We start from the raw sequence: 19,349 nt of genomic DNA, 5'->3' as shown, positions 1-19,349 counted from the left end.
TATTCCAACCTTAGCAGAACTTGCGAGTGAAAAAGCTACCCACAATTGAGCAACAATGGGTAGATTTGTCCAAGAATCAAGTTACAGTTTCTAGCCCCCTTAAAAAAGGTGGGGACAAGTATCCGAGCAAAGTCCCCCTTCTTAAACGGGATTTAGCAGGGTCAAAGAGTGGCTCGCGTCTGGGACAATAAAACCACCCTGCTTCAGAAGGGGGATGCGAGGGGAATGTGGACTCGGATAAAAGCGAGATGATTCAATCGTTTCAGACTTAAGTTGAGACCAATACTTACTACCTAGCCCAGTCAGTACCGCGCCATATCGTGAAAAACAAGACGCTAGAAATCAACGCGCCCAGCAGCCACTTAACAGCATTTTTAAATAACCCCATGCGCTGATTTGACTGCACCGTGGCCCTTTGCGCCTGCAAGCGTTCCTTAGCCGGAGTAATTCTCGAAAGAATTTGGCTTTTCAATTCCTGCGGGTTTTGCGTATTCGCTTGCACTCCCAAACGGCTAAGTTCCCCAGCCAAAGTCTTTAAATCTTCAGGAGTACCCTTATTCAGCCGTTCTTCTACTTGCTGCAATTGAGCTAATTGTTGGTCGGCTTGAGTAGTAATTTGCTTGTCGTTTTGGTTGTTGACATAGATAGTGCCAAAAATTCCCAAGGGCATCATCAACAGAAAAATCACCGCCAGCAGCAGACAAACCCAAGACAAAACTTTCAAAAGAATGTTTTCCAAACTTCTGCGGTCATATCCTTCGCCAAAAAATATCAGCGCCATTGCCAATAGAGGAACTGGCACCCGTTCCACTACAGCGCCAATTGTCTGCAATTCCCAGACGCGATTGCCAAAATTTGCTGGTATCAAAACTGCGATCGTATCTAATAAAGATAGAATTAATAGACCGTAGCCAATCCAACGCAACCTGTAGATAGAAAAACCTTGCTCGCCTTGTACGTCATTCATAACATCATCACAGTTGTTGTTAACAAAAACAATCTCTCTCGATCCGCTAAAAAACGGATACAAGCTACAGATTGAAGTAGTCGAGTCTCCACATTTTAGACCAAAGTTAGAGTTCCTAGATTCATCTGCTATTGTAAATCTAAAATCTAAAATCTAAAATCTAAAATCTAAAATCTAAAATCGACTGACTTAAGGTTCGGGAAATCGCGGCTGCCACCACCCATACCAAGAAACCCAAGCATTTTCTAACACTTTTTGGGCATTTTCTGGAGTTGTTTTATCCAAAGGCACAGACATCTGAGTCCACAAACATCGCCGATCTTGAATATTTCCCCTACCCAACAGCCAAAACAAAACCCGGTTTGGCTGCCAATCGCGAGTGTTGCGATTGTATCTAAACTGTTCGGCAGTGACTGTAGCACTGCCGCGAGGATTGATACACGAACTCAAATACAATCGATTTTGCTGTTGCAAAATTCCGTGAAACCCCGCGCCTTGAGTGTTTGCTAATGTTAGTTTACCAGGAGACGACTTCAGAATAGTATGTCCCTTCATCATACTTTCCACATCCCCGATGGTGCCTACCACATAGCGCATCTCTATTTCTAGAGCAATGTTACTTTTTTGATATTCATACTTTCTGGCAGCCTTGACTTCTGAAGTATCGCTAATTTTCAGCGGCGCGCTGTTTTGTAGTTTCCACTCTGCTAGAGGCACCGTAGAGGGAAAGTCAAACTGGGTTGCAGAATTATTGCCTTTCGAGGGATAGAATGTCAATTTGCCTGCGACTAATAAAACCCCTGCAAGAGTAACAGCCAAAAGAGAAATCCTAACTGGTTTCCAATAGGTAATAGCCATTATTAATTTTATTGCTCCTGATTTTGTGGTTCGTTTTTTAAGATGGCAAACCAGCAGAATAACCCGAAAATTAATACAGCAATCATCGAAAAGACTACCGAACCATTTCCTTCGTGCCAGTATTTAAATGCTTGGGGTTGAGATAACGATACTAGCACTGCCATGAGAGAAACTCGGGCGGCATTAACTACAAATGCAATCAGGACTGCAACGATCGGCACTAGAATTTTCTGCCCCACAGTTGTCGGAAACATCAGCAAGAAAACCAGGGCTAGTCCTAACAATTGTAGAATTGCATTCACCCCCGAACAGCCGTGATATACTTCGACGCTGCCCTTTTCTAGGATGAGAAAAACTCCTTTGCGTTGAACTTCAAATCCTATATAGTGCAGGATAAAAGTTGAAACTTTTGCTGTGTATAGAGCTACATCAACAAATACTCCGATTAATCCGGGAGGAATAGCTGTATAGGCAAGAATTAGCAGTTCCTGCGAATATTGTTTCAGTCCTTTTGTGCCGGAAGCTAGCAAGGCCAGACTTATTCCTGTCAAGAAAGGCGAAGCCCTGATAAAAAAGTCGTATCCAAATATCGAAGAACTTTTGAGCAAGATGAAAGCAATTAACGATGCCCCAAAGAAACTGGCGAAAATTCCACTTTCAAAGGTTAAGGATTCGTGCCTTTCCCAAATGAGAAATGCTACAACTCCCCAAAACAGTAACATTGTGCCAAATAGGTCTGTGTCGTTGGTTCTGGAAGTCAGAGTCAGTTGCACGGCAATCAAACCGGAGGCGATGCCTAACAGCCAGTATTTCGGTTCTTGGATGTGTTTTAGCCAGTTGATTTCGGTCATTGCTGCTTTCTGTTTTTACTAAAAACTTTTAAAATGCTTAATTCGATCGCTCTTTTGAAATTATCAGCTACAAACAGTTGGTTTTATGGGCTATGGATGAAGTTTAACTAAATCTTCACATACATTGACAATTGTCAATGTATGTGATAAATGCAAAAGTCATTGTTGGTCGTTATTTGTTAGTTGTTAAGTATTAGGTGTTAATTACTGGTTTTAATAACTAATAACGAATAACCAATAACGAATAACCAATAACTAATTAGCGTATATCTTGCTGTAGTAAGTTTGATATTCCTCGGAAAGCAGGGGTTCCCACCACTCGCGATGGGCTAAGTACCATTCCACGGTCTGCCGCAAACCTTCTTCAACTGTGACTGAGGGAGTCCAACCTAACTCTGTTTTAATTTTGTTGGCATCAATAGCATAACGCCGATCGTGCCCAGCTCGATCTTTGACAAATGAGATCAGTTGTTCGCAAGGACGCGCGGGCAAATCAGCAGCTAATTCGTCCATTAGTTGGCAGAGCATTTTGACTAAATCGAGATTTTTTACCTCGTTATTGCCGCCAACATTGTAGGTTTCCCCAGGCTGGCCGCGGTTGATAACGGCATCTAAGGCGCGGCAGTGGTCGAGCACGAACAGCCAATCTCGCACGTTTTGACCGTCGCCGTATACTGGCAGCGGTTTGCCCAATAGCATATTGATGCACATTAATGGAATCAGCTTTTCGGGGAAGTGATAGGGGCCGTAATTGTTGGAACAGTTGGTGATAATTGTTGGGAGCCCGTAGGTGTGGAAATAGGCGCGGGCGAGGTGATCGCTGCCAGCTTTGGAGGCTGAGTAGGGACTGTTGGGGGAGTAGGCGGTGGTTTCGGTAAATGCTGGATCGTCGGGGCCGAGACTGCCGTAAACTTCGTCGGTAGAAACGTGGAGGAAGCGCATTTGTGATTTCACAGACGAATCATCAATTGCTTCCCAATGCTTGCGGAAGGCTTCTAAGAGTGTGAAGGTGCCGACTACGTTGGTTTGAACGAAGGCGCCAGGCCCGATAATCGATCGGTCAACGTGAGATTCTGCGGCAAAGTGAGCGACTGTGTTGATGTTTTCTTCTTTCAGCAAGGTATCGACTAGGGTACGATCGCAAATATCTCCCTGCACAAACCGAAAATTTTCTCCTCCTTCCAAACTTGCCAGGGTTTGTCTGTTGCCGGCGTAGGTTAAAGCGTCGAGCACGACTACTCGCGAGCCCGGATAGCTGCTGCACCAGTGATGCACAAAATTCGAGCCGATAAATCCAGCCCCGCCCGTCACCAACAATCGATGAGGATCTCGCTCCATGCCTTGATTCCCGCTGTTTGTCATAAAAATAAAAGTTTTTCCAATAACTAAGCCTTTTCAAAAGTAGCCTTAAAAGTAGTTTTTCATCAAGTGTGGGTCGCCCTGTGATTAAAATTTCTATGGTCTCATATCATTTCCACGGCAGTGCCGTGTCCCTACCGTGATTAATCGTAGGGACACGGCACTGCCGTCTCCTAATTTCCGTTAATAATTCCGATGCAACCGGAAACGATATCACTTCAGATTTTCTAATTTGGGCGCGATCGCAATATTGACTCGGTTGACTTTAATTTATAACGGTTTGTTTGTCAAAACGCTTGCTAAACAGTGGTTTCAGCTTTTTTACCTGGCAACTTTAAATTTCAATGGCGATGGGGAGATGTTGGCAGTTGCGATCGATCTGTGATTTTGGTGGCGATCGCCTGTTGATAGATTTGTAAAGAGCTGTTACCATTTATTTTTTAATTATCCTTTACAATCTCCAGAGCACCATGAAGAAGTTTCAAGTGTTAGCTGGCATTGCTTCCACCGTTGCGATCGCAAGCACCATTGCACTAAGCGACGCTGCATTGGCTTATAACTGTTCATTCGGCAAATCTAAGGCTGGTCAATCTGGTTCTGCGACCACTCTCCTCGGTTCCGGTGGCTCGGATCGAATGAATCCGTGGAAATCCAACAAAACAGTAGCTCTCGGTTTCCTAGGCTTGGCTGGGATTTTGGGTGGAGGTGCGGCCTACATGAGCTACCGCGCCGGTCAGCGCGCCTCTGCTGCTTGCGATGCGATGAGCGATAATTTTGAAGTTTTTGAAGAGTCGCTAGATCCGATCGCAGATACAGGTGTAGCTGAGCCAGCAGATGCGGTTGCAGGCGTTCGCGAACACCCGGAAGCTCCGGGCGGCGAGCTGGATTTGCCCGTAGCGCAAGTTGCCGAGGTGAGTTCGGAAAGTGCGATCGAACCAGTCGAAAGTGCGATCGTCTAATAGTTATCTCCAACCAAAGTATTCGCTCAGCAAGCCTCCAATTTTGCCAGATTGGAGGTTTTTTGATTTTAAATTATCGACGGCTACAATTTGCTTTGATTGCGATCGAAACACAGCTTTCCGATCGCAGATCGATCGAGAGCGCGCAATTCGATCGTCGGATTCAAAAATGCTATAAATTTAGATGACTCAAAGCAAGACAGCACGCTACCTTTGGCGATCGCTAAAAATACTCTTCAGATCAATCTGAGGGTAGACGGCAAAAGTTCCAATCGCCTGCTACGGTTTAAAATATAGCCCTACAGATGACAACTATAGGTTTTTATGAATGCTTGGCGCGATCGATTCAATCAATTTACAGGTAAAACTAGACTGGCAGTTTGCCGCGTGTTCGTTCAGCTAACAGGCGAAGAAGTTGCACCGCTGTTAGGAGTTCTCAACCGCACCGCCAGAGAAGGAATTAATGGCGATGGTGACTTAGCAATTTTAGGAGAAGGTCTTGTAGAAATTTGCAATCACCTGTTACAGTACGATAACTACTGGCAAGCCGCCGCTAATGAAGGCGATGTTTTTTGGGATGAAGGCGAAGCTGGCGATTATGTGGATGAAATTTTCACTGATTCAGCCGATCGCTATCTCAGCGAGCCTCAATACAGCACTTCTGTTTCCGATAAAAATTCCCCCTTGTCTTTGCCAGTAACTAGAAATGTGGTGGTGATGCTGACAGTCGCCTATGAAGGCGAAGTTCCGGCTCTCGAAACTGACCTCGCTGATATCGGCGCCCTGAAAGTCGGTTTAAAAGCACTGATTAATTTACATTACCAAGAAAGGCTGCGAGCTGTGCAAGTTCACTTTTCTCCCGCGCAGTTGGGAGACGAACTTACTAACGACCAAGTTTTGGTAAATTTCCCCGAACTCATTCCCCTTTAAGGAAGTCATTAGTCATTAGTTATTAGTCAGTGGTTATTTGTTGGTTATTATAATAATCCATGCCCATGCCCAATTACCAATTACCAAATATTATTTATGCTGCGAAAACTGACAATTTATTTAATGACTTTAACTTTCTTGTGGACGGCAACTGCCTGCGGTTCTCCTACGCCAGAAACTCCTGTAAATGCTCCTGCAAATCCTGCTGCAAATAGGAATGTAAACACGGTGCGTCCTGCACCAAACAATAACTTGGCTCAAGGTCAATATCCCGTACAGCAAGCTACCTACGACGATTCGGATGGCGAATACAGTTTGATGTTGCTAAATACTCCCCCCGGCAGTACCCCAGTTTACCGCACTACCGATTTGCAAATGGCTCGATTAACGGAGGAAGAAATATCGGCAGGGAAGAAAAGTTATCTAAGTCTGGATAACAATAAAGCGAGCTTGCATTTGACAGAAGATTTTAAAATTGAGTACGTTCACAACGTGACTGAAACTGTCAATAACCCTCAAACCAATCAGCCACAAACAGTGGTAGTGAGACAACAATCAGGCTTCTGGGCGCCGTTTGCTGGGGCGATCGCCGGTCAGGCGATCGGCAGTTTGTTATTTACACCGCGATATTATATGCCGCCTCTGTATCAGCCGGGGATTATGACAGGATATGGCGGGTATGGCAATACTTACGTCCAAGCTGTTAACCAATATCAAACTCGCTACCAAGCCCCGCCTGCTGCGGTGAGAAACCGTGAAGTTTTAAGGACGACCGGCCGCTTGCGATCGCCCACATCGAACGTACCAGCAAGACGCCCAGCACAGCCAGGAGCCAATCGATCGACTGGTTCTGGTTACGGCGGCAGCGATTTGAGGCGATCGCAGCCCGGTCAAAATCAAAACAGGCGCAGTCCTAGTTTTGGTAGCGGGAGGAGTTCTCGCCAACCGAGTCGCAATCGTTCTTTCGGAAGTGGCAGAAGGCGCTGATCAAAGAGATTGCAAAATAGCTGGCGATCGCACAATTGCTGAATCATTCCTGCACCTTAAAAAAGGTATGTAGTTGCGCTTGGGCGCTCTTTAAATCTCGGAAAGAGCGCCCAAGCGCAACTACATACCTAAAAAATCTTTAACTATTGTGATAGTTGCGTCCAGAAATATGAATAACTTAGATTGAGACTGTAGCCAAATTTTAGTTTAGCTTGTAGCCAACTTTTATCTATCCTCCCGATGCTACGCCACCGCAGGTGTTGACGGTGAAAACTTTGGAATAGTTGTTTGGAATAGTTGATGGGAGCGATCTCTGCCTCTGGCAGACTCAAAAAATATGTGATTTAATTGCTTTATTGATATGTAGGTGACAAGTATGTCTTCTTCACAACCCCCGTCAGGGAAAAGAAAACCTTTAGGATTTGATGAATTAATTGCGATAGTCGTTGCTTTCGGCACGATGGGAGCAATTTTCTTTTGGGTAACAGGCAGAAATCCCGATCGATTGAATGCCAGAAGTTGGCAATTTCCAGCCGTTTTTTCTCAACCTGCTGCTGAGCCTGGGAACTCTACAATATTAACGCCACCGGAGGCGATTCCCGAAGTGCGATCGCCCGCTAGAACGATCCTTCCCTCGCAACCTGATGTCGTCCCTGTGGCACCTGTAGGGCCACTTTTTCCAGTAGTTCCTCCTATGGGGACGGTTGTTGTTCCCGAAACGCCAAGTGAGCGCGAGGCTGTCCCTCCAGTCATTACCAAACCGAAAGCGGCTAAACCAAAAGCCGGGCCCGTTAAATTCTCCGATGTTCCTGACAAATATTGGGCGCGTCCATTCATTGTAGCTTTAGCCGATCGGCAATTTTTTGCTGATTTCACGGACAACAAGTTTCGGCCAGACGAACCGATTACGCGATCGGAACTAGCGCGCTTAATTCAGGGAATGTCGGACAAAGAACCGCGCCGCAAACCGATTAATTTTAAAGACGTGAAGAATAACAGTCCGATCGCTGGGGCGATCGACCACAGCGTCAAAACTGGATATCTTAAAGGATACCCAGACAATGCCTTCCGTCCCGATAAAGAAGTCCCGCGCGTGGAAGTCATCGCAGCTTTAGCTAGCGGTTTAAACCTGAAACCGTCAGCGAAAGCCAGCAGAACATTACAAGTTTATACAGACAGGAAAAAAGTGCCGAAATGGGCAGTCAACAAAGTAGCAGCAGCCACGGAAGCTGGCATTGTTGTCAACAATCCGAAACCCACTCTTTTGCAGCCTAATAAAATAGCAACTCGTGCGGAAGTAGCAGCCATGATTTACGAAGCGATGGCGAAACAAGGTAAGGTTCCTGTTAAGCCTTCTGACTATGTTATGAAGCCTGTAAAGCCATCGAAATAAGATTTTTGGGTGCAGTCGAACCAACGCCCCAGAATCGGATTTAATCGTTATTGTTTGTAGTAAGGACTTCAGTCCTTTTTTTTGTCTTTCCCGAGGACTGAAGTCCTCACTACGAAACTGGTTTGTAGTAGGGAATGCAAGTCCTTTTTCCAGATTTTCCGGGAGCATCTCAGTTTTGCATTTGTAGTGCGAGCTTAAGAGCTCGCGTATTGTACAATACGCGAGCTCTTAAGCTCGCATTCAAAGAAAAAATGCTTTTTACCAGAATGATATGCTCCCGATTTCCTGCGGACTGAAGTCCTCACTACGAACCTGGTTTGTAGTAGGGAATGCAAGTCCTTTTTCCAGATTGTTCTGCGGACTGAAGTCCTCACTACGAACCTGGTAGATTAATCTTGGAACACCATAATGCTGCCAGAATAACAAGCAACCCAAACCTGATTAGTTTCCGGATCGTAAGTAATCCCGATCGGACTTGAATTAACATTAACTGTTTGCAGCACTTTCAGGTCGCTAGTCCTCACTTTGCTAACAGTATTCGATGAATAGTTAACCACATAAATCAGTTTGCCGTCACCAGAAATCGTCATGCTGCGAGGTGCATTTCCAGTCGAAACCTTATCTATCACTTCACCAGTTGCCAAATCGATCTTTGCCACATTCCCTTCACCGTTCAAAGTGGCATACATATACTTGCCATTGGGATCTATCGTCAAATGACGCGGCGCATTACCAATATTTCTCAACCATTCTACCGAAAAGTCTAGGAGATTTACTTTCGCAATATCGGAAGAACCCATGACGGCAATATAGGCATTTTTTGAATCGGGAGTAACCACAATACCCCGAGGATATGCACCCAGTTTTACCCGCTCGACTTCGCGATTTTTATTGATATCAACTACGCTCAAATCCCAAGTACACCAATTGCTCGCGAGTACGAAGCGATTGTCAGGCGAAACAGCATTAAATTTCGGAACCGCACCTACAGGAATTATCTTTTCTATTTTCAACGTTTGGGTGTTGATGCGGTACAGGAAACTTTGGTCGTGTTTGGCTGATGGAGAACACCTATCGCTCCCGGGATTGTCAAACCCAGAACCGTACATTTGATAGTTCGATACATAGCCATATTTACCATCTGTTGAAAAGGCGGCTTCTACGGGAGAACCTTTGTAATTGCCTTTGAATTTAGAAAAGCCAAATTTTGACAAGTTTACTGTATCGGAAATAGTCTTGACTAATTTAAATTTCCTATTGTAAACGGTGATGCTGTGGCTGTACATCATGTTTTGAGCAAAAAATAAACCGTCTCCCGAATAAACTATTGATTTCGGCGATATTTTGCCGTAAATAGTTTTTTTCAAAGTCATTTTTCCTTCGGTGTTTGCAAGCCTTTTGCCGGGTAATTCATTTTCTTTTTTGTCGGAGGTTGGCGCAGCAGTTTCTGTTTTAAATGGTGGTAAAAATGGTTCTTCAAAAAGAGGCTGTTTGGGCTGATTTTTAGTTGGATCTTCGAGTTGGTTGCTGTTTTCTGTGGGGGTAGGAGATGGCGAAGGTCGATCGACTTTTGACGCTGTTTTTTCCGCAGATTCCTTGTCAGCGCTGGCGGCTGGCGACTTGCCTTTGAGGGCTGACAAGGTTTGAGGGCCGATTATTCCGTCAACTTTCAGCTTGTTGTCTGCTTGGAACTTTTTCACCGCAGCCTGGGTTACGGAACCGTAAAATCCTGTAGCCCTACCGCCAAAATGTCCTGATGCTTGCAGAGTTTTCTGTATTTCGACAACTTCCGGGCCTGAATCGCCTTTTGTCATTCTGATGGCGAGGGCGGGATAGACTAAATTTAAAATTGCGAGAGAGATTGTAAAGAAGAGTAAAGGAGTTGCAGCTAAATTTAGGTGCGTTTTGGAGTTGGGCGATCGAGTTTGAGCTGGGGGCGTTTGCCAAGTTTCAGCTAAATGCAGGTAAGCCAATCCGTCCATAGTTTTTACGGGTATTTTTGATGCTATGATACACCAGCTAATACCATTTTAGATTTTAGATTTGAGATTTTGGATTTGAGATTTGGCAATCACTGATGATATAACGGTTTGGCTCTGGTCTAGTGTTGCAGGATTTTTGTTAACCGGTATAACACATTGATTAAAACGAAAATTTAATTATAATTACACCGAGGGTGCAATCTCCAAGCAGTTTTTAATGGTGCCAGCAAGTAGGAGCGATCGACAATGTTGAGTGAGGAACAAACGGCCGCAGGATCGACAACCCAAAAATCCCGCCAGACGGTGCTGTGGGACGGTGACGGCGGACTTTGCCAGCGGGCTTGGGTAGAAATAGATTTAGCAGCTTTAACTCACAATGTAAAACAGCTTAAGCATCTATTATCTCCCAACACAGAACTGATGGCAGTTGTGAAAGCGGATGCTTACGGACACGGTGCGATCGCAGTTAGTCAAACTGCATTGCAAGCAGGCGCTAGTTGGCTGGGAGTGGCGACAATTCCCGAAGGCATAGAATTGCGGGAAGCTGGGATAGAAGCACCGATTTTGCTGTTGGGGGCAACCAATACACCGGCACAGGTAAAGGCGATCGCCCAATGGCACTTGCAACCTACTATTTGTACTGCCAAACAAGCCCTAATTTTTTCGGAAGTTCTCGTCAGTCTCAACCAATCTTTGCCCGTTCACGCTAAGTTAGATACGGGAATGTCTCGCTTGGGTACTTCTTGGCAAGACGCAACAGAATTTGTGCAATTAGTCAATGGTTTGCCAAATTTAAAATTAGCCAGCATTTACTCTCACTTGGCGACAGCCGACAGTCCCGATCGCGCCGTGATGAGAGAGCAACAGCAACGGTTCAAAAAGGCGATCGCCCAAATCCAAGCAGCAGGAATTAACCCCTGTCGCCTGCACTTGGCAAACTCTGCTGCCGCCCTCACAGACCCCGATTTGCACTACGATTTAGTACGAGCGGGTTTGGCGACCTACGGTCTTTATCCTGCTCCTCACTTGCAGGCGATCGCTTCTTTGCAGCCCGCAATGCAGGTCAAAGCCCGAGTAACGCAGGTGAAAACAATTGCAGCAGGCACCGGCGTCAGTTATGGCTATAAATTTATTGCTGGGCGCGAGACACAGATTGCCGTAGTTGGTATCGGTTATGCAGACGGGATTCCGCGCAATCTTTCTACTAAAATGCAGGTTTTAGTTAGGGGTAAATTTGTGCCGCAAGTCGGGGCCGTGACGATGGATCAATTAATGCTGGATGTGACCGATATTCCCGATTTAGAAGTCGGTGAAGTGGTGACGTTGTTGGGGAATGATGGAGAAAATAAAATTACTGCTGACGATTGGGCAGAAATCTTAGGGACTATTTCCTGGGAAATTTTGTGCGGTTTTAAACACCGATTGCCCCGCGTTACAGTAAACTGTTAACTAGCGGGAATACCGATCGCAGAGGTTGATGGCGAGGGAGCATCTCAATGAATGCAAAAAAGCAATTTCTTTACAGTGCTGTCCCCGCTCGCGAGTATAGATCGCGAGCGGGGACAGCACTATAAAATCAAAACATCACAACTGAGATGCTCCCAATGGCGATCGGGACTATATTATAAGTTATACCAATTACCAATTACCAATTACCAATTACCAATTACTAATATGACAACGCTCCGCACAGTAAAACTAATATCTCAAACCTTCACCGCGCAGCTAGATGCAGAGAGAATACAGGCGATGCAAGTAGCTCAAGAATTCTCCAAAAAATTCGTAGAATTGGGGTTTCAGATTGTACCTCAAGTGCTGTGGGCGATCGGCATTTTGTTAATTACGCGATTTGCGATCGGGTTTGCGAGTAACGTGACTCGTCGAGCTCTGGGCCGCACCGAGCCCACGCTGCGGAAATTCTTAGTTCAAGCTGCCGAAATTGCGATTTTGATTGTCGGCGCAGTCGCGGCTTTGAGTCAGTTGGGAATTCAAACTACTAGCGTGGTGGCGGTAGTGGGTGCGGCGGGTTTGGCGATTGGTTTGGCGTGGCAAAATACTCTATCGCACTTTGCTGCTGGGGTAATGTTGATTAGTTTACGGCCTTTTGAGGTCGGAGATGCGATCGAAGCTACGGATGTGAAGGGAGTTGTCGATAGCATCGGGATTTTTTCAACAACCGTCGTGACGGACGATCGCATAAAAATTATTGTTCCGAATAATAATTTATTTAACGGTACACTGAAAAATACCACAGCGATGGGTACGAGGCGGGTAGACTTAAAAATTGATATTGGCGATCGGCCGATTCGTCCGATGATGGCCGAGTTACTAGAAATTGCCCATTCTCACCCGCTGGTGTTGGAAAATCCGCCCCCAACTTGTTTGGTAATCGAGATCTCTCCTGATACAACTATTCTATCCCTGCGACCCTGGTGCGCGTCGGTGGCCTACGAACAAGTGCGATCGCAAATTCAAGAACACGTCAAAGAAGCCATGAATGCCCACAAAAATCAACAACAATAAATAACACTTTTCAAACAAACGCAGTACAAAAAAACGATTTTCGTAGAGCACTGCCCCCGTGCTGGCACTTCCAGGTTTCTGATATATAGCTGATTAAGCTGGCATCTCCTGTATTAATCAAAAATCCCAAATCCCAAATCTAAAAATCCCAAATCTAAAATGAGTAATTGGTCTCCCCAGCAAATTTTGCAAGAACCCGGTGTCAGGATGTCCGCCACCGAGAAAGAAACAATTCTCAAAAAATTTCCGCCTCCCGACGAAAAAAAACAAATCTATGCCGACGCCATTTTTGAAGGCGGCGGCGTGCGCGGACTTGCATTTTTAGGCGCACTCAGATGCTGCCACGATTTGGGCATCCGCTGGCGAAAATTGGCCGGTACTTCTGCGGGTGCAATTACTGCGGCAGTATTGGCAACAGACTTGTCAATGGACGACTTGGAGGAGTTGTTAGGACAGCTCGATTATAGCCTATTTTTAACTCAAAAAAACAGTCCTCTAATTTTAAATGGCGACCCCGCCGACGACTTGCAATCCCCAGCTTGGACGCTACTTTTCCTCACAATTAGCCGCCAGATGGGAGAATATTCTGCACAACCTTTCCGGCAGTGGTTGGAAGCAACACTTGGTAAAGGTCACTTGCACACTTTTGCCGATGTCAAACAACTGGTAAAAGAGCGGGAATTAAAAGTAGTAATATCCAACCTAACTCGCGGTGAAATGTTGGTGCTTCCCGATGACTTGCGGCGGCAAGACTCTGCCGATTCCGATCCTTTGTACCAGCAGTTGCGGCTCCAAAATCCCGAAGACTTTAGCGTAGCTGAAGCGGTGCGGCTGTCGATGAGTATTCCGCTATTTTTTGAGCCGGGAAAACTGGGCAACGACTTAATTGTCGATGGCGGAATTCTGAGCAATTTCCCGCTGTGGATTTATGACAAACAATCTGTCGGTTCGACTCCCACTATGCCCCGCTGGTTTACCTTTGGGTTTCGATTGGTCGATACTGGCATTGAGAATCAAGTTAAAATTAACACTCCGCTGTCGATGCTGGCGGCGATGTTCCGAACGATGATGAAAGCAAGAGACCGCTATCACCAGCGGGAAATGGATAAAGGGCGAGTTATTAATATTGATGTGACTGAAGCTGGGGTAACGACGACGGATTTTCACCTTGATGGCGATCGCAAGGCTAAACTATATCGATTGGGGTATGTGTCTACTAAGAGATTCTTTTTGAGTTCCAATTTTAGCTGGGAAAAGCACTTGAAGGCCAGGGGCTTTGGGGAATAGGAGAGGGGGAGAATGGGGAAATATCCCTTCCTCCTTCGACAAAACGTATACAGATTAAGGGTTTGAGGAATTTTAAAAATAGGGCTTGGCAAGAATAGGATGTGTGTGCTATAGTAAGTTACTGTCATCTTGGAGAGGTGGCTGAGTGGTCGAAAGCGGCAGATTGCTAATCTGTTAAGGGTGTTAACATCCTTCGAGGGTTCAAATCCCTCCCTCTCCGTTCTAAAACTTCCTTACCTAGCAACGACTCAAAGTCAAAAAAGGTACGTAGTTGCGCTTGAGCGCTCCGGAATTGCTAATCTAAAGCATAAAGGACAGACAAAAACTCCGGAATTGCTAATCTAAAGCATAAAGGACAGACAAAAAAGGTACGTAGTTGCGCTTGAGCGCTCCGGAATTGCTAATCTAAAGCATAAAGGACAGATAAAAAAGGTACGTAGTTGCGCTTAAGCGCTCCGGCATTGCTAATCTAAAGCATAAAGGACAGATAAAAAAGGTACGTAGTTGCGCTTAAGCGCTCCGGCATTGCTGCTGCAACGATAGGAACGACTCAATGTGAAAAAATAAAACAAACCAGTCAGTGAATATATAGCCTTTTTCAAAAAGATGAGGTATAACTGACAGCTCGATAACCGCTTAGACTAAGAGGGCTGAAGCCCAACAACATACCTCATATGAGAGCTAGATCCGCTATAGCTGAATTTTCAAGTTATCCATTTTCCTAACCCTGATTAAGTAATGCTCAGCGCTATTTATAAGATTAGGAAAGAGCGCTGAAGCGCAACTACGTACCTTAGCCCAAGGGGGAAATTACCTTAAACTAACGAAAACAAAATTACCATTTCTCTGCCCGAATCCATACTGTATTTGAATCTATTTAGCAGCAACCATCAGCTACTAAATTTAATCAAGTGCCTTCATTGCTTGGACAAATTGCCGCGAGATAAAAGGCAAAATCTCTTCATTCTTGCTATTCTCTTTCCCCTCGGTAAAGACAACTAACAAATACGGCCGCAAACCAGGTATTTCAATATAAGCAGCATCATGACGAACTTGACTTGTCAACCCCGCTTTTGACCACAATTTTGTATTTTCTGGCAATCCGCCACCTAAAAAACCTGTAACTTGATTTTCGGGATCTGCTTCTAATGCTGCTGGTTCTAAACTGCGTTTCATCAAACCCATCATGTCTTGCGATGCTTGTGCAGAAACAGCTACGCCACCGATGATAGTATGCAGCAAACGCGCCGCTGCATTTGTAGTCAGCATATTCCTATTTTCCATTAATTCTCCCAGAAATGCTCGCTCGCGACCGTAGGGGCCGTCGCACCAGGTTTTTTGATTGGCGTTAATGTTTTGTAATTCCGGCCAATCTAATGATTGAAAGTAACGGTTGATGAGGTTTCGCTGCTGTTTCCAAGTTTCAAAGGGGCCTGGTGATAATTCGGGGCCGCTGGTGGTGCCGGTGAGGGCGTCTACTACTAAGCTGGTGGCGTCGTTGCTGGAGTCAACAATCATATCTCGGACGGCGCGTTCTAATTCTGGCGATGTTTGAATCATGCCTTTTTGTGTCCATTCCCAGATGGCAACAAGGTAGAATAGTTTGACGATGCTGGCGGGATAAATTCGTTCGGAAGCCCTGGCGCTAAAACCTCGCGGTTGATATTTCCAAAATTCTTGTGGACTTAGGGCGCCACCTGTGTTGACTCGCACTGGCGGATCGTAGACTATCCAGGTTACTGCTGTACGATCGCCCTTCAATCCAGTAAATTCTGCCTGGACTGCATCTATAATGCTACTGCCGAGGGTTTCTAATTGTTCGTCTTTGTGGAAAAATGTCATGGTTAATGGTTGACTGCTGACGATTAACGGCGGTTGGCGGTTGGCTAATGGCAATAAATCGTTAAGTGCGAACAATTAATAGCAAATAATTAGCAATTAGCAATGGTCAATTATCAATTATCTGATGGTGTGGAGTATCGGGCGCGATCGCACATAAATATTTACGATTCCCCAAAGTGCGATCGATTGGCGACTCAAGCGGCGCAGGGGCGACATTTGCTTTTTTTTGACCCCCCCCAGCCAGGGCGGGCACGGGGGCACCGCTACAAGGGGGGGAGAGATGGCATAGATTCCCTTGTGCAGGGGGATACAACGGCTGTGATGGTGCGGCTGTGCGAAGACGATTATCCGGGATGGCTGGATCTTCGAGATATTGAGTTGCTCGAAGTCACAGAAACAGTGTATCATCCTCTGGTGCTTTCTGAAGCCCAAATTAGGGATAAATTGTCGATCGCAATTACTTTTACTCGCGAGGCGATGCACCAATCCAATTATTACCTTTGGGGCGGTACAGTCGGGCCAAATTATGATTGTTCGGGATTGATGCAAGCTGCTTTTGTGGCTGCGGGAATCTGGTTGCCGAGGGATGCTTACCAGCAAGAAGCTTTTACTACATCTATTATTAGTGTTAGCGATGTAGATCCGGGAGATTTAGTATTTTTTGGTACGCCGGAAAAAGCCACTCATGTAGGATTGTATATCGGAGAAAATCGCTACATTCACAGTTCGGGAAAAACTCAAGGTCGCGATGGTATTGGTATCGATGTTTTGTCGGATGATGGGGATGCAGTCAGTCGGGCTTATTACCAGCAATTGCGCGGATATGGTAAAGTTGTGGCAAGTTATCAACCTAGTTAGTAGTTGACAGTTGACAGTTGACAGTTGACAGTTGACTGCTGACTAATGACAGTTGACTGCTGACTAATGACTAATGACTGCTGACTGCTGACTAATGACTAATGACAACTGATGTTATCTAACAAAACAATGGACGCTGCATTATTTTTGGAAAAATTGGCTGAACAGCAGGCTGCAACTGAGGTGGCGATCGACGTTTCGGTCGTGGTGCCAGTGTATAATGAGGTGGAAAGTTTGCCTCATCTGATTGAGGCGATCGCCTCTGCGATTCAACCATCTGGACTTAGCTATCAAATTATCTGTGTAGATGACGGTTCGTCGGACAATTCTGCTGACCTTCTCAAGCAGCTAGCCGGTAGTCGCGATGACCTTTGTGCTGTGCTTTTGCGCCGCAATTACGGGCAAACTGCTGCCATGTCCGCTGGCTTCGATCGCGCGACAGGCCGTGCTATTGTTACCCTAGACGGCGATTTGCAAAATGACCCTGCTGATATTCCGATGTTGCTGGACAAGTTAAATGAAGGCTACGATTTAGTTAGCGGTTGGCGCAAAAATAGGCAAGACAATACTATCAGCCGCCTGATTCCTTCTAAAATTGCTAACTGGTTAATTGGTCGCGTTACGGGCGTAACTTTGCACGACTACGGTTGTTCTTTGAAAGCTTATAAATCTGAGTTAGTTGCAGACTTAAATCTCTACGGGGAGTTGCACAGATTTTTGCCGGCTTTGGCGTTTATTGAAGGCGCGAGAATTGCAGAGATTCCGGTGCGACATCACGCGCGCCGTTTCGGTCAAAGCAAGTACGGGATTTGGCGGACTTTTCGAGTATTGATGGATTTGTTGACTATTTCTTTTATGAAGAAGTTCCTGACTCGACCGATGCACGTTTTTGGACTTTTGGGAATGAGTTCGATGGCATTGGGAACGGTTTTAGGGATTTATTTGACAGTCCTCAAATTGGGTTTCGGTCAAATTATTGGCAATCGTCCTTTGCTGATTTTGGCTGTGGTGTTGTTGTTGACTGGCGTGCAGTTATTTTGTTTTGGTTTGTTGGCGGAAGTCATGATGCGGACTTATCACGAGTCTCAGGGAAAGCCGATTTATCGGGTGCGTGAGGTGTTTGGTTCTAAATAAGACATTGATTTGTATTGAATAAAATTTAGTCCTGTAAACAGGTTTGTAGTGAGGACTTTAGTACGCAAAAATCAAAGGACTGAAGTCCTCACTACAAACCGCAATCAACAGGTTTGTAGTGAGGACTTTAGTCCGCAAAAATCAAAGGACTGAAGTCCTCACTACAAACCAATTTTATTGTAGTCGATCGCCCGGACAAGGTATTATATTTAACTCATGACTTTTTGAGCTTGTCGGAGAGATTGAATAGTTGCGATCGCGTGTTGAGACACTGCATCTATTTCTGCTGCGGTATTGAACCGACCAATCCCAAACCGAATTGAGGCGTAGGCTAATTTGTCCGATCGCCCGATCGCTGCTAAAACATGAGAAGGAGATATTTTCGCCGAAGTACAAGCAGAACCAGAAGACACCGCCGCCGCCGGTTGCAAACCCAACAGCAGTGCTTGACCGTCAACACCGCCTACACTAATATTAAGATTCCCCGGCAATCTCTTCGTCGCGTGACCGTTCATCACAACATCACCCAATCCACTCAAATTTTCCCACAAATGCTGCCGCAAATTTACAACTCGTGCTGTTTCCACCTCCATTTCCGAAATTGCTAACTCTACTGCTTTAGCAAATCCGACTATTTGCGGTGGGTAGAGAGTACCCGATCGCATTCCCCGTTCGTGGCCTCCTCCGTGCATTTGTAGGGCTAGTTGGACTCTCGGCTTGTTGCGTCGCACGTAGAGGGCGCCGATGCCTTTTGGCCCGTAGATTTTGTGCGCCGTCAAAGACATCAGATCGATGTTCATTTCCTCTACGTCGAGGGGGATTTTGCCGATCGCCTGCGCCGCATCCGTGTGAAACAAAATGTCATTTCCGCGACAAATTGCTGCTATTTCGGCGATCGGCTGAATCACACCAATTTCGTTATTAGCCGTCATCACAGAAACTAAAATTGTCTCGGCCTTAATCGCTTTAATCAAATCTCCAATATCAATTAGTCCGTCGCTTTTCACAGGTAAAACCGTAATGCTAAACCCCAATTTTTCCAAATATTTACAGGGATCAAGAATGGCATTATGTTCAGTTTGTACTGTGATAATGTGCTTTCCTTTACTGAAATAGGCTTCAGCGACGCCTTTAATCGCTAAATTATTTGCTTCCGTTGCACCGCTGGTAAAAACAATTTCTTCGGGAGAGGCATTGATCGCTTCTGCTATGATTTGTCGTGACTGTTTTACCGCTGCTTCTGCTTCCCAGCCGTAGACGTGGTTGATGCTGGCTGCGTTGCCGAATTGTTCGGTAAAATACGGCAGCATCGCATCAACTACTCGTTTGTCTACAGGGGTTGTGGCGTGGTTGTCGAGGTAGATAGGACGTGCGGACATAGTTTGGTTTTGGTTAAAAAGGTGTTAGGTTTATTGTAGA

17 protein-coding genes, 1 tRNA gene and 1 pseudogene are annotated in these 19,349 nt (G+C 45.5%); 12 read left to right on the top strand and 7 right to left on the bottom strand.

The genetic code is table 11. The annotated features are described in order from the left end of the window. Window positions 1-289 precede the first annotated feature (289 nt). The 4 genes from JGK16_RS08415 to rfbB form a co-directional block, all read right to left on the bottom strand. Window positions 290-967, bottom strand: coding sequence for an HpsJ family protein (locus JGK16_RS08415; RefSeq protein WP_293181666.1), 678 nt, complete (start codon window positions 965-967; stop codon window positions 290-292). A gap of 189 nt (window positions 968-1,156) precedes the next feature. Then, window positions 1,157-1,825: a cyanoexosortase A system-associated protein gene (locus JGK16_RS08410; RefSeq protein ID WP_293193709.1), complete on the bottom strand. Its 669-nt coding sequence runs from the start codon at window positions 1,823-1,825 to the stop codon at window positions 1,157-1,159. An 8-nt stretch (window positions 1,826-1,833) separates the two neighbouring features. Then, window positions 1,834-2,676 (bottom strand): cyanoexosortase A, encoded by an 843-nt coding sequence (crtA, locus tag JGK16_RS08405; RefSeq protein WP_293181662.1) that lies wholly within the window; start codon window positions 2,674-2,676, stop codon window positions 1,834-1,836. 255 nt (window positions 2,677-2,931) lie between these two features. Beyond that, window positions 2,932-4,038, bottom strand: a complete 1,107-nt coding sequence (rfbB, locus tag JGK16_RS08400) for a dTDP-glucose 4,6-dehydratase (RefSeq protein WP_293181660.1) — start codon at window positions 4,036-4,038, stop codon at window positions 2,932-2,934. A gap of 467 nt (window positions 4,039-4,505) precedes the next feature. On the opposite strand from rfbB, the gene JGK16_RS08395 reads away from it, so the two are divergent. From JGK16_RS08395 to JGK16_RS08375, 6 genes and pseudogenes are all read left to right on the top strand, one after another. Next, a complete protein-coding gene (locus JGK16_RS08395; protein WP_293193707.1) occupies window positions 4,506-4,994 on the top strand; it encodes a hypothetical protein in 489 nt (162 codons plus the stop codon). Between the two features lie 99 nt (window positions 4,995-5,093). After that, the gene (locus tag JGK16_RS08390; RefSeq protein ID WP_293181656.1) at window positions 5,094-5,291 is read left to right on the top strand and encodes a hypothetical protein; all 198 of its coding nucleotides are present in this window, start codon (window positions 5,094-5,096) and stop codon (window positions 5,289-5,291) included. A 27-nt stretch (window positions 5,292-5,318) separates the two neighbouring features. After that, the gene (locus tag JGK16_RS08385) at window positions 5,319-5,924 is read left to right on the top strand and encodes a DUF1517 domain-containing protein (protein ID WP_293181654.1); all 606 of its coding nucleotides are present in this window, start codon (window positions 5,319-5,321) and stop codon (window positions 5,922-5,924) included. Window positions 5,925-6,020: 96 nt separating this feature from the next. Beyond that, entirely contained in the window at window positions 6,021-6,911 is an 891-nt protein-coding gene (locus JGK16_RS08380) for a hypothetical protein (protein WP_293181652.1), read from the top strand. A 224-nt stretch (window positions 6,912-7,135) separates the two neighbouring features. Further along, window positions 7,136-7,195 (top strand): annotated as a pseudogene (locus JGK16_RS32705) (DUF3370 family protein); the annotation flags it as partial. A gap of 92 nt (window positions 7,196-7,287) precedes the next feature. Beyond that, window positions 7,288-8,304 carry an S-layer homology domain-containing protein gene (locus JGK16_RS08375; protein WP_293181650.1) on the top strand — a complete coding sequence of 339 codons (1,017 nt, stop codon included), beginning with the start codon at window positions 7,288-7,290 and terminating at the stop codon, window positions 8,302-8,304. Window positions 8,305-8,693: 389 nt separating this feature from the next. On the opposite strand, the gene JGK16_RS08370 is transcribed toward JGK16_RS08375, so the two are convergent. Next, the gene (locus JGK16_RS08370; protein ID WP_293193705.1) at window positions 8,694-10,286 is read right to left on the bottom strand and encodes a peptidoglycan-binding protein; all 1,593 of its coding nucleotides are present in this window, start codon (window positions 10,284-10,286) and stop codon (window positions 8,694-8,696) included. Between the two features lie 246 nt (window positions 10,287-10,532). Here JGK16_RS08370 and alr point away from each other — a divergent pair, with 246 nt between their 5' ends. The 4 genes from alr to JGK16_RS08350 all read left to right on the top strand — a co-directional run bounded on the left by alr (window position 10,533) and on the right by JGK16_RS08350 (window position 14,316). Next, window positions 10,533-11,735, top strand: a complete 1,203-nt coding sequence (alr, locus tag JGK16_RS08365) for an alanine racemase (RefSeq protein WP_293193703.1) — start codon at window positions 10,533-10,535, stop codon at window positions 11,733-11,735. Between the two features lie 225 nt (window positions 11,736-11,960). Then, the gene (locus JGK16_RS08360; protein ID WP_293193701.1) at window positions 11,961-12,809 is read left to right on the top strand and encodes a mechanosensitive ion channel family protein; all 849 of its coding nucleotides are present in this window, start codon (window positions 11,961-11,963) and stop codon (window positions 12,807-12,809) included. Window positions 12,810-12,968: 159 nt separating this feature from the next. Further along, the gene (locus JGK16_RS08355) at window positions 12,969-14,096 is read left to right on the top strand and encodes a patatin-like phospholipase family protein (RefSeq protein ID WP_293181642.1); all 1,128 of its coding nucleotides are present in this window, start codon (window positions 12,969-12,971) and stop codon (window positions 14,094-14,096) included. 131 nt (window positions 14,097-14,227) lie between these two features. Further along, window positions 14,228-14,316: transfer RNA gene (locus JGK16_RS08350), tRNA-Ser, on the top strand. 683 nt (window positions 14,317-14,999) lie between these two features. Here JGK16_RS08350 and JGK16_RS08345 read toward each other — a convergent pair. Next, window positions 15,000-15,938 (bottom strand): serine hydrolase, encoded by a 939-nt coding sequence (locus JGK16_RS08345; protein WP_293190207.1) that lies wholly within the window; start codon window positions 15,936-15,938, stop codon window positions 15,000-15,002. A gap of 102 nt (window positions 15,939-16,040) precedes the next feature. Here JGK16_RS08345 and JGK16_RS08340 point away from each other — a divergent pair, with 102 nt between their 5' ends. Together JGK16_RS08340 and JGK16_RS08335 are read left to right on the top strand one after the other, a co-directional pair. Continuing rightward, window positions 16,041-16,796, top strand: a complete 756-nt coding sequence (locus tag JGK16_RS08340; RefSeq protein ID WP_293181640.1) for a C40 family peptidase — start codon at window positions 16,041-16,043, stop codon at window positions 16,794-16,796. 129 nt (window positions 16,797-16,925) lie between these two features. Beyond that, a complete protein-coding gene (locus JGK16_RS08335) occupies window positions 16,926-17,930 on the top strand; it encodes a glycosyltransferase family 2 protein (RefSeq protein WP_293181638.1) in 1,005 nt (334 codons plus the stop codon). Window positions 17,931-18,139: 209 nt separating this feature from the next. Here JGK16_RS08335 and JGK16_RS08330 read toward each other — a convergent pair whose 3' ends face one another. After that, on the bottom strand, window positions 18,140-19,309 hold the full coding sequence (locus JGK16_RS08330; protein WP_293181636.1) for an IscS subfamily cysteine desulfurase: 1,170 nt from the start codon (window positions 19,307-19,309) through the stop codon (window positions 18,140-18,142). Between the last annotated feature and the right edge of the window lie 40 nt (window positions 19,310-19,349).

This window comes from Microcoleus sp. PH2017_09_SFU_O_A (assembly GCF_020738625.1).
GTDB lineage: Bacteria > Cyanobacteriota > Cyanobacteriia > Cyanobacteriales > Microcoleaceae > Microcoleus.
The sequence above is the reverse complement of the archived record's forward strand: the minus strand, read 5'-3'. Positions and strand labels throughout refer to the sequence as shown.